General features: G+C 63.9%; 8 protein-coding genes. 3 read left to right on the top strand and 5 right to left on the bottom strand.

What is annotated here, in order from left to right:
- The first annotated feature begins 104 nt into the window (after positions 1–104).
- The 3 genes from accD to AB8A27_RS25780 are packed head-to-tail and all read left to right on the top strand — an operon-like array spanning position 105 to position 3,160.
- Complete coding sequence (gene accD / locus AB8A27_RS25770; RefSeq protein ID WP_092140753.1) at positions 105–1,034, top strand: acetyl-CoA carboxylase, carboxyltransferase subunit beta; 930 nt, start codon at positions 105–107, stop codon at positions 1,032–1,034.
- Entirely contained in the window at positions 1,031–2,362 is a 1,332-nt protein-coding gene (locus AB8A27_RS25775) for a bifunctional folylpolyglutamate synthase/dihydrofolate synthase (protein WP_441244327.1), read from the top strand. Before accD ends, AB8A27_RS25775 begins: the two co-directional genes overlap by 4 nt.
- Positions 2,363–2,419: 57 nt before the next feature.
- Complete coding sequence (locus AB8A27_RS25780) at positions 2,420–3,160, top strand: metallophosphoesterase family protein (RefSeq protein WP_441244328.1); 741 nt, start codon at positions 2,420–2,422, stop codon at positions 3,158–3,160.
- 233 nt (positions 3,161–3,393) lie between these two features.
- Here the strand turns inward: AB8A27_RS25780 and trxA are convergent, their stop codons facing one another.
- From trxA to AB8A27_RS25805, 5 genes are all read right to left on the bottom strand, one after another.
- Positions 3,394–3,714 (bottom strand): thioredoxin, encoded by a 321-nt coding sequence (gene trxA / locus AB8A27_RS25785; protein WP_068734104.1) that lies wholly within the window; start codon positions 3,712–3,714, stop codon positions 3,394–3,396.
- A 101-nt stretch (positions 3,715–3,815) separates the two neighbouring features.
- On the bottom strand, positions 3,816–7,307 hold the full coding sequence (gene addA, locus AB8A27_RS25790; RefSeq protein ID WP_441244329.1) for a double-strand break repair helicase AddA: 3,492 nt from the start codon (positions 7,305–7,307) through the stop codon (positions 3,816–3,818).
- On the bottom strand, positions 7,304–10,492 hold the full coding sequence (gene addB / locus AB8A27_RS25795; RefSeq protein WP_441244330.1) for a double-strand break repair protein AddB: 3,189 nt from the start codon (positions 10,490–10,492) through the stop codon (positions 7,304–7,306). The genes addA and addB overlap by 4 nt, the downstream gene beginning before the upstream one ends.
- Before the next feature lie 68 nt (positions 10,493–10,560).
- A complete protein-coding gene (locus tag AB8A27_RS25800) occupies positions 10,561–11,283 on the bottom strand; it encodes a nucleotidyltransferase family protein (protein WP_441244331.1) in 723 nt (240 codons plus the stop codon).
- A 176-nt stretch (positions 11,284–11,459) separates the two neighbouring features.
- Positions 11,460–11,777: a PilZ domain-containing protein gene (locus AB8A27_RS25805; protein WP_092140743.1), complete on the bottom strand. Its 318-nt coding sequence runs from the start codon at positions 11,775–11,777 to the stop codon at positions 11,460–11,462.
- Between the last annotated feature and the right edge of the window lie 30 nt (positions 11,778–11,807).

Genomic DNA, 11,807 nt, shown 5'->3' on the forward strand with positions numbered 1-11,807 from the left:
CCATAATTGGCCTCCATCAACCGGGAACAACGGTTGCCGGGCTCCGTCCCGGCCGCCATATAGACATCAGAGCGACGCATCATCTCAGCGACGCGGAGACACATATGAACTGGCTCACCAACGTCGTCCGGCCGAAGATCCGCAGCATCCTCAAGCGTGATACGCCCGAGAACCTCTGGATCAAGTGCCCGGATACTGGACAGCTCGTGTTCTACAAGGACGTCGAGAGCAACCAGTTCGTCATTCCCGGCTCGAACTATCACATGCGCATGGGCGCCACTGCGCGCATGAAGTCGATCTTCGACAACGAGACCTGGTACGACGTCGCGCTGCCCGAAGTGATCGCCGATCCGCTGAAGTTTCGCGACGAGCGCAAATATGTCGATCGCATCAAGGATGCGCGCACCAAGACCAGTATGAACGACTCGGTGAAGGTCGGTTACGGCAAGATGGAAGGCTCCGGCGTCGTCGTCGCCGTGCAGGATTTCGATTTCATGGGCGGCTCGCTCGGCATGGCTGCCGGTGAGGCGCTGGTGCGCGGGCTCGAACTGGCGGTCGAGAAGAAGTCGCCCTTCATCGTGTTCGCAGCCTCCGGCGGCGCGCGCATGCAGGAAGGCATCCTGTCGCTGATGCAGCTGCCGCGCACCACGGTTGGCGTGCAGATGCTGCGTGAAGCCAAACTGCCCTACATCGTCGTGCTCACCAATCCGACCACCGGCGGCGTCACCGCCTCATATGCGATGCTGGGCGACGTGCAGATCGCCGAACCCGGTGCGCTCATCGGCTTTGCCGGTGCGCGCGTGATCGAACAGACCATCCGCGAGAAGCTGCCCGAAGGTTTCCAGCGGGCCGAATATCTGCGTGACCACGGCATGGTCGACATGGTGGTGCATCGCCACGATCTGAAGCCGACGCTGGCGCGTCTCTGTCGCCTGCTGACGAAGTCGCCGGCCATTGCGAGCCCGCCGCGTGCAGAGAACATTCCGGCCGAGATCGTCGTGGCTCCGGACGCGGTGCCGGCCGCCCACGCGTGAGCACCTCCGCGCCGCCATCGTCGCCGGAACTCGGCGAGATCCTGGCGCGGCTGTCGAAGCTGCATCCGACCGCTATCGATCTGTCGCTGGACCGCATGCAGCGGCTCCTGGCGCAGCTCGGCCATCCCGAGCAGAAATTGCCGCCGGTGATTCATGTCGCTGGTACCAACGGCAAGGGCTCGACCATTGCCTATCTGCGCGCGATCTGCGAGGCCGCAGGCCTGCGCGTCCACGTCTACACCTCGCCGCATCTCGTCCGCATGAATGAGAGCATTCGTCTCGCCGGCACCCTGGTGGGTGACGATGAATTGCGTGATGCGTTCGCGCATGTCGAATCGATCAACGCTGGTGCGCCGATCACGGTGTTCGAGGCCGAGACCGCCGCCGCCTTCGATCTGTTCGCAAAGCATTCCGCCGATGTCGTGTTGCTCGAAGTCGGCCTTGGTGGCCGCCTCGATGCGACCAATGTCGTTGAGGCGCCCGCCGCCTGCGTGTTCACGCCGATTACCATCGACCACACGGATTTTCTCGGCGATACGCTCGCGAAGATCGCCACCGAGAAAGCCGGCATCATCAAGCGCCGCGTGCCGGTCATCACTGCGGAGCAATCGCCCGATGTCACCGAGGTGATAGAACAGCAGGCGCGCAAGATGCACGCGCCGCTTGTGAGCGCCGGTCAGGAATGGCACGTCAACATCGAGCGTGGGCGTCTCGTCTATCAGGACGATCGCGGGCTGATGGATATCGCGGCGCCGCGGCTGTTCGGGCGCCATCAGTTCGGCAATGCCGGTCTTGCGATTGCGACACTGCGCGCGCTGGATCGCTTCAGGATCGATCCGGCCGCTTATGAGACCGGTGTCGCGCGTGCCGAATGGCCGGCGCGCATGCAGCGGCTGACGTCGGGCAAGCTTGTCGCTGCGGCGCCGGCCGATTCGGAGATCTGGCTCGATGGTGGCCACAATGCCGATGGAGGACGCGTGATTGCGGCGGCGCTCGGCGATCTCGAGGAGCGTGTGCCGCGGCCGCTGGTGGTCATCGCCGGCATGATGGCCAACAAGGATGCCACGGGCTTTCTGGCGAATTTCGCCGGCCAGACGCGCCATATCATCGCCGTGAGAATCCCCGGCCGCGACGGCGCCATGGCGCCGGATACACTCGCGGATGCTGCGCGAAGTCTCGGCATGCGCGTCGAGACAGCGCCGAGCGTCGCCGATGCGCTGCAGTCTCTCACGCGGCTCGCCTACGAAGTCCCGCCGCGGATCCTGATTGCAGGCTCGCTCTATCTGGCCGGTCACGTGTTGGCGGAGAACGGCACGCTACCTGCATAGAATCGCATCGATACAAGTGGTCTCTGATTGATCTTTGCTTGATTTTGGGGAGGTTCGATGCGCTTCGCTGCCATTGCCGATGTTCACGGCAATCACTTTGCCCTTGAGGCCGTTGTCGCCGATATCCGTAACCAGGGCATCACCGACATCGTCAATCTGGGTGATATGGCCAGTGGTGCGCTCGATGCGCGCCGTGCGGTGGACACCATGATGGGTCTCAATGCCACCAATGTCCGCGGCAATCATGATCGTTACATCACCGACTATAAGCTCGACGACATGTGGCCGTCCGACCGGCTGGCACACAGTCAGCTGGAACCAGAGCAGATGGACTGGCTGCGCGCACTGCCCTTCAGCACGATCTATCGCGATGAGGTCTATCTCGTTCACGCGACGCCCGATGACGACAACACCTACTGGATGGAAGCGGTGACGCCGGAAGGCGTGGTGCACATGGCTGCCATCGAAGCCATCGAGGAGAAGGCGAGAGGCATCACGCAATCGCTGATCCTGTGCGCGCACACGCACATCGCGCGGTCGGTGCGGCTTCGCGATGGCCGCATGATCGTTAATCCCGGCAGCGTCGGCGGCCCCGGCTATCGCGACGTCACGCCCTATCCGCACACGCTCGAAGTCGGCACGCCTGATGCCTGCTATGCGATTCTGGATTCCGATTCAGGCCGCTGGCAGGTGACGTTCCGTCAGGTGCCGTATGACCATGAGGCGATGGCAGCGCTGGCGCGGCAGAACGAACGACCCGAATGGGCCAGCGCACTGGCGACAGGATGGATCAGGTAGGCGAGACGGTACACCCTCTCGATTGTCGTCCCCGCGAAGGCGGGGACCCATAACCACGGTCAGTGTGTTCGAACGGCAGAGTCGTAACTACAGCACTTCAACCATACTCTCGGCGTGTATGGGTCCCCGCCTTCGCGGGGACGACAGTTGAGAAGAACCAGCTCCATCACGCAAAAGAAAAACGACCGGTGAAATAATCACCGGCCGTTCGAATTCTCGGATGAAGCGCGCGATCACACCGCGGCGCTGATCCACTGCTGCAGCTTCGCCTTCGGCGCGGCGCCGACCTGACGGGAGGCCATTTCGCCGCCCTTGAAGATCATCAGCGTCGGGATCGACATCACGCCATACTTCGAGGCGGTCTTCGGGTTCTCGTCGACATTGAGCTTCAGGATGGTGACCTTTTCGCCCATGGCAGCGGAGATTTCGTCGAGCGCCGGCGCGATCATGCGGCACGGACCGCACCATTCGGCCCAGAAATCGATCACGACCGGGCCGGTCGCCTTGAGCACTTCCGCTTCGAAATCGGCGTCTGTCACCTTGCCAACGGCCATGGTCGTATCCTCGTCCTGTTCAATGAAAGGCGCGCCAGAAGATTCGCGCGCTGGAATGATGCATCCAACCTATGAACGGCCCCTTGCCGGGTCAAGGTTGGTCACGCCGAGATGATGGCGGCCAGCTCCGCGTCCAGCGCAGCACCGGAAATCTCCATCATTTCAATCGTTTCCGTCCAGAGCAGGGCGGCGCGGATAGGCCGGTCTGGGTATAACTTGGCGAGTACGCCGCGATACAGCGCCAACTGCCGGATATAGGCCTTGGGCGCCTCGATCAGCTTGCGCGGCGGGTTGTGGTTGGTCTTGTAATCGACGATCCGGATCTCCGTCTTGGTCAGGACCAGCCGGTCGATCTGGCCCGACACCAGCACGGGCGAACCATCCTTTCGCGTCAACCGTCCGGCCACTGCCACTTCGGCGCGACTGCCGGGGGCAAACAGCTCGGCGAGGCGCGGATCGCCAATCAGCGACAGGACATGCGTGGCCAGCGCCGCCCGGTCGAGGTCGGTCCAGTCCTTGGCGTTGCGGGCGAGGAAGTTCAGCCCGGTCTCGCGGCGCTTCTCGGCGGCGATGTCGGGCAGCGACTGCAATAGCCGGTGCACCAGGTTGCCGCGCTGTAAAGCGAGTTGACGCAGCCGCTCGGATTCACCCGTGCGCTGGCCGCGCCCGTCGTCATCCTCGGCATCCGATGGCCGCAGCAGGCTCTCGCGGCGCGGCTGATCGCCGACCTTGTCGCGCAGCCACGCCGGCAGCACGATCGGTGCAGCCGCAGCGACAGGCATTGCAGCGCCAGGCGCCGGTGTCACATCTTCGACCCGCGTATAGCGTTTCACCACACCATCCGGCGGCGGCACCTGCTGCATGTGAAGGCCCGAATTTTCGAGGCCCTTCTGGATCAGGTCGTACCAGGACAGCGGCCGCACCTCGTTGCGGTTGCCGGGCATGCAGCCGCCGACGATCAGGCGATCGGCCGCGCGCGTCATCGCCACATAGAGCAGCCGGCGATACTCGTCCTCGGTATCGCGGATCATGTCGGCGCGTGCCGTCGCCACGGCGGGCGGATCGTCGACCTTCTTGCCGGCCCAGACCACGACGCCGGGTCCCTGCGGCGCGGCATTGCCCTGCGGCAGATGGATCAGGTTGAGCCGCTGCGAATCCGCCGGGGATGACGTGGTGTCGACCATGAAGACGACAGGCGCTTCCAGGCCCTTGGCACCGTGCACGGTCATCACGCGGACTTCGTCGCGCGTGATTTCCATGTCGCGCTTCACCTCGGTGTCGGCCGCGCGCAGCCAGGCGACGAAGCCCTGCAGCGAGGCCGGCGCCTTGCGCTCATAGCCCAGTGCGAGTTCGAGGAACTCATCCAGCGCGTCATTGGCCTCATGGCCGAGCCGGCGCAGGATACGCGCGCGGCCGTGGTCACCGCCGAGCAGCCAGGCGTAGAACGCGAAAGGAGTCTCGCTGGCAAAGCGTTTTTCGCAGGCGATCAACCGCTTCAGCGCGCCGGTCAGTTTGGGATTGCCCTCCGCCTGTCTGCCAAGCGCATCACGCAGCGATCCCGTGCGCTCCCAGGCCAGCTTGAACAGATCATCGTCGTCGAGGCTGAACAGCGGGCTCTTCAGCACGGTCGCCAGCGCCAGATCGTCTTGCGGCAGCAGCAGTGCGTCGGCCAGATTCATCAGGTCGATGATGGCGATATGTTCGGTGAGCTTGAGCCTATCGGCGCCGGCAACGGGAATGCCCGCATGTTTCAGCGCCTGGATGATCGCATCGAAGGCCTTGCCGCGGCGGCGCACCAGCACGAGCATATCGCCGTAGCGCAGCGGACGGCGCTTGCCGATGGGGCCGGTCTCCGTCCTGGCCGCGATCAATCCCTTGATCTCGGTCTGGACACGGCGTGCGAGCTTCACTTCGGGGCTGGTCTCGGAGCGCTTGTCGAACGGTGCCTGCCAGCCTTCGATGCTGGGCCGGTCGTCGGGCTGTTCCAGCTCCCACAGATCGATCAGGCTGGGACCGGCATCCTCCAGCGTTTCATGAATCGGATAGCCGTTCTCGACGGCATGGATGCTGCGGAATATCGCCTCTTCGCGAAACACGTGATCGACCGATTGCAGAATGGCCGAGCCCGAGCGGAACGAATGGCTGAAGGCGATGGGATCGAATTTCATCCCGGCGTCCTTGAATCGGCCCTGCAACGCCTTGCGGCGCAGGTCGAATTCGCGGGGCGCCGCGCCCTGGAACGAGAAGATCGATTGCTTCTCGTCGCCGACCGCGAAGATCGTGCGCTTGATCCCGTCGCGCGCGCCTTCGCCGGAGGTGAATTCCGAAATCAGGTGGGTGATGATGTCCCATTGCCGCGGGCTGGTGTCCTGCGCCTCGTCGATCAGCACGTGATCGACACCGCGGTCGAGCTTGAAATGCACCCAGCTCGACGACACCCGGTCGAGCATCTCCAGTGTCCGCGCGATCAGGTCGTCGTAATCCAGGAGGCCGCGTTCGTTCTTCTCGCGGCGGTAATTCTCTGCAACCTGGCTGGCGATCACCAGCAGCGACTGGGTGCGCTCGCGCATCGCGACGGCGCGGCGACGCTCCAGCAGCGGCGCGATGCGATCTGCTTCGCGGATCAACGCATTGAACAGACCGGGATTGTTCTTCTCGATGGTCTTGGTAGCGAATGACTTGCGCAGTTCCTGCTTGTCGGTGAGGAAGACACTCAGATAGGCGTCGATCTGCTCCGTGCCGCCGTATGATAGCGCTTCGCGCAGCCGCGCGCCCTGTTTGATATCATTTGTCGTACCGGTCTCGAAGACGTCAGCAGCAAGGATCCAGCGTTCGCGCGGCAAGTTGGGGCCATCGATGATCTCCAGCTCGACGCTCTCTCTGGTATCACCGGGCCCAACGCCTAGCGTCGCGGAGAGCTGCGCCATCGCAGCGTCGGTTGAGCCGGCGCGTTCGATCCAGGCCAGGAACTGGTCGCGGGACAGACTCGCCTCGCGGACCACGTCGCGGAACGTCACGTCCGCCGCCGATGTCATGGCGGTCGTCAGCGCGCGGCCTTCGGCGCTGTCGGGCGCAGCAGCGGCATGCAGCAGCACCTGCAGGCTGGCGCGTTCCATCATCTCGTTCTGGTCGCGGTCGTCGAGCACGCTGAACCGTGCAGGCACATTGGCCTCGAACGGAAATTGTTGCAGCAGCCGTGTGCACAGCGCGTGAATGGTCTGCACCTTCAGCCCGCCCGGCGTCTCCAGCGCGCTGGCGAACAATTCGCGCGCCCGCGACCGCAGTCTGCTGTTCGAGGCGGGAACGCCGGCATTCCCGATTTCCGCATCGAGCGCGGCGTCATCCAGCGTAACCCAGTGGCCGAGCCGCGTGAACACGCGCTCCGCCATGTTGGCCGCCGCGGCCTTGGTGAAGGTGACGCAGAGAATCTTCTCGGGCGGGACACCGTCAAGCAGCAGGCGTATGACGCGATTGACCAGCACATAGGTCTTGCCTGAACCGGCATTGGCCGAGACGAACACCGATGATGCCGGATCGGATGCCAGTTGCTGCCTGGCGCTCGCGGCGGGCGGGATATTGCGCGGGCCGCTCATGACTCGCCTCCGCTGCCACCATTGGCCGACCATTCCTTGATGCGGGCCAGATCGTCATAGCTGCCATAGCGGTTCGACCACATGGACAGGCTGAGCGATGCATAGGCGGTGGCTTCGTCCTCGAAGGTGCGGATCAGCGCTTCCAGCTTGGCGCGCGCCTCGATGGCGGCGTCATCGGGCAACTGCGCCTCGTCCTTGCGCTCGATCTTCAGTTCGAGCAGTCGCTCTTCACCCGGCGGATTGTTGCCGCTGAGCCGGACATAGACCAGCTCGCTGACCGACGAGCCTGCAGCAACGCCCTTGAAGCCGCCCTCGCGCAGGATCGCGGCTTCCAGCGTGAGCTGCGGCGACAGGCCCATGCGCACCTGTTTGCCGGTCGGTGGCTGGCCGGTCTTGTAGTCGAGCAGCGCGAAGGTGCGGTCGCTGCGATGTTCGATGCGGTCGGCGCGGGCCGAGAGATGGAAGACACGGCCGTGATCGAGCGGGATCGCGATCTCGCCGCGTACTTCGGCGTCGATGCTGGCGACATTGATGCGGCGGTCGATCTCCCAGGCGCCAAACCACGATGCAATGCGCAGGAAGCGCGGCCACCACAGCGCACGGGCTTCCGGCCGCGTCATCAGGGGCGCAAAATGTGTCTGTCCGATCCGGCGCAGAGCAGCGGCGGGATCGTCTGGCAGCGCCTTGCTGTATTCCATCGTGAAGTCGCCGAGTGACGCATGGATCGCCGATCCCCGGTCGGCAGCCGATAGCGGCATATCGACGGGATCGAGCGGCACGAGGCCCAGGATATATTTGGCGTAGATCGTGTAGGGATCGCGCAGCCAGTCCTCGATGGCAGTGACCGAGAGCCTGAGCGGGCGCGCCGCACGTGGCGGCCGCGGCTCCGGCTGGGCAATCGGCGTGACCTGTTCGGGGCGATCGAGTTCTTCGGCATAGCGAACATAATGTTCGCCTGCAGCAAGCGCGGCCTCCCAGCGAGCCTCGCCGGCGACGGCTTCGAGACGATGCAGGAAGCGCGATGCGACGGCGGGCGCGCCGCCGACTTTCGCGGCGTGGCTGAGAATGACGTCTTCCGTGCCGAGCAATTGCACGAAGTCATGCGCGGTGAGGCCGATGCGGCGCTCCGGAAGATCGAGGCCGAGCTGATAGCGCATCGGCCGGCTGAGCCACGGATCGATCCGCGGCGACGGTGGCCAGATGCCTTCGACCAGACCGCCGAGGATCACGCGGTCCGATTGCGTCAACCGTGCTTCGAGTTGGCCGTAGATACGCAAGCTGGCATTGGCGACTTCCGGCCGGCGCACGATACGGTCGGCAAAGGCGGTCTGAAATATATCGGGATAATCGCGGAGCTGCATCATCAGCCCGCTGGGGCGAAGCCGCTCTTCGGGGCTGCTCTCGGTGTCGATGGTCTCCATGACGACGAGATCGTCGAATGCCTTGGTGAGCGCCGTCCCTTCGCGTCCGGCAAATGCAGCTTCGCTGTCCCTGTCGTCGCGCGACAACAGTTTGATCGCCTCGCGATGCCGCAGCGCGACCTCGGCGAAATCGATGGGCCTGATGGGGTGGATGCTCTCCAGCGGTGCGAGCGCTGCGCGCAATGCCGCGATCAGGTCTTCGGTGCGGTCGAGGCGGTCATCGTCGAGTTTTGCGCGCGGCTCGGCACCATGCAGCATCGAGGCTTCGCGGCGGCGCAGCTTGCCGAGTTCGTCGCGGAAACGTGCGAAGTCCTGTGCGAGTCCCGCGGTGCCGGGTGTCGGCCGCGTGCCGCGCAATAGTGCGAGTTCGAGCGTCTCGATGGCATCTGTCCATGCGTTCGGCGTGGCGCCGAGACGAAACAGCGGATGTTTCAACAGCGCCAGCAAAGTGGCAGGTTCAAGCTGTTCTGCCGCAGCTTCGGCAATGAGGCGGGCGAAGATGCCGGCCGAGGTTTCCGTCAGCGCGTCGCCGCCGGAATCGTCGTAGATCAGATTCCAGCGCCCGAGCGCGGCCATCACCCGGCGCGCCAGCGCGCGGTCGGGCGTGACCAGGGCTGCGGATTTCTTCAGCTCATGGGCCTCGCGCATGGCAATCGCGATGGCCAGCGCTTCCATTTCCGGATTGGCGGCGGCGATCACAGAGAGCTTCTGCATGCCGGCCGCGATCTTTTGGTCGACGGCGGGCTGCGCCAGTCGCGTATGCCACTGCGCCGTGGCATTGGATGGCCGCATCGCTTCCGAGGCCAGCAATTCGCGGCCCCGCGGCGACGGTGTGCCGAGCGTCGTCACATCGCGGCGCGTGATACCGAAACGTTCCAGCAGCGCATGGAGCGCGAATTGCGGATGATTCGATGCCGAGGATTCGACCCGACCCTGCGCATCCCTGGTGCCACCGATCAGATTCCATGCGACGTCATCAAGGTCGGTATCGAGTCCCGGCAACACGACGGCGCCATTGGCTAGCTGCGCGACTTCGCGCAGAAACTTCGCTGTCGTCGGCATCGACCCGGTCGAGCCGGCTGCGATGATCGGGCCGCCTTTATGCGCCTTCAGGCGCGCGGCTTCGGCGTCGATCAAGAGGTCGCGGCGGATCGCGGGTTCAATTGCATTGTGCGCGGCGAGGATGTCCGGCCAGACGTTTCTGGCGATGCTCAGGAACTGCAGCGTCAACTGCCAGTACTGATCGAGCGCATCGGGCACCAGCCCGTCCAGCGCGCTCCAGTCGACCTTGCGCGTCGCCATGTCGTCCATCAGCCGTGCGAGGTCGTCGGCCAGCGCCAGTGTCGAGGCCGGCGCGCCGACCACCAGTGGTGTCTGGCCGGAATCGCCTGGTGCGAGTTGCTTCGCCCATGCGGCGATCAACTGCGCCAATAGAAGTCGGCGTTGTAGTCCGTCGAGAGCGGGAGGTGCATCCAGCCGCTCAAGCGCTTCGGGCGATGCCGCCTGAGCAAAGGCCAGTTCCTCCTCGTCGACATCGCCGAGCGGCACGATGCGCGGCAGCAGTACGGCGTCGGTACCGAGCACGTCGAGAAAGATCTCCTGTGCCATGCGGCCGGCGCGGCGTGTCGGCAGATACAAAGTGACGGTGGCCAGTTTCTCCGGCGCATTGCGCGCAGAGAATCCCTCGACGAGATCACCGTCGACGAGCGCGGTGATCAGCGTGCGCAGAAATGGCGCCGAGGAGGGAATATTGAAGACGCGCATGAACACCCTGATTCGTGATCAGGGTGCATCATGGCATGGCTGGAAAGGCGACGGGAGTCGCAGGAAGCTCAGGCGACGCTGGCGAGGAACGCTTCTTCGGCGGCGCGCACGGCGTCGGGCGTGCCGACATGCATCCAGACGCCTTCCATGCGCAGCCCGAACAGGCGTTCCTGTTCATTGGCTTTGTCGAAGAGCTTGGTCAGCGAGAATTCGCCGGATGGCGCGTCCTTGAACAGTGCGGGCGACAGGATCGCGACGCCGGCATAGACGAACGGCACCACCTGATTTTCCTTGCGGCGACGCAGCGCGCCATCGGTGAGCATCGCGTAGTCGCCGGAGCCGGCATAACCGATGCTGTTGGCGGTCGGCGCCATCAGCAGCAGGATGTCCATGCGTGCGGGATCGAAAGCTTCGGCGAGGCGCGTGAGATTCGGCTGCACGCCGTCGATCCACATCGTGTCGGCATTGAGATGATAGAACGGCTCGGTGCCGAGCAGCGGCAGGGCCTTCACCACGGCGCCGCCGGTACCGAGCACCTGATCGCGCTCGTCGGAAATGATGATCTTCGGTTTGGAGCGCGTCGCGACATGATCGATGATCTGGTCGGGCAGGTAATGCACATTGACCACCGCTTCGGTCACGCCGGCAGCGGCGAGCTTGTCGAGCACGTGATCCAGCAGCGGCTGTCCAGCGACGGAGACCAGCGGCTTCGGCAGATTGTTGGTGAGCGGTCGCATGCGCAGGCCGAGGCCCGCGGCGAGAACCATTGCTTTGGTGGGTTTTACGGACATAACGACATTGGCCTTAAGAAAAGATGGGCCTTGGTAGAATGGTGGGCCTTGATGGAATCGTTCTTGAATTTCTGAGCTGAAATAATGGTAGCACGGCGGCGTGTCGCATGCATGAACCTATCGAGCCATAATGGGCCGAGATGACGCGGATGCGACAATTGCACCCGCCTGCAACGTCACGTTTCTGCCGCCTGCGTCTCGGGACGTTTCGTCTTTTTCTTTTTGTCGTTCGGTTTGAGAAAGTTCACACCAATCTGGTCACCATTGACCCAGCCGAGTTCGCAGCGGCGATAGGCGAGACCTGTGGATGAGAGCAGAAGGAAGAATTCTTTCAGGTTCAGTCCTTCGACAGAACCATCGACGGTGAGTTTGGCGCCTGTTTCGGAAATGTCTTCCATGATGCAGGAGCGACGCCAGGTGCCATCGATGCCCATCATGTGCGCAGGAAAGCCGCGCTCGAAAACGACCCGATCTCCCGCACGCCGCTCCGTCATGACACGTCCCTTGTCCAGTACGCCAAGCTC

The organism is Tardiphaga sp. 768_D3_N2_1 (assembly GCF_052076105.1).
GTDB lineage: Bacteria > Pseudomonadota > Alphaproteobacteria > Rhizobiales > Xanthobacteraceae > Tardiphaga.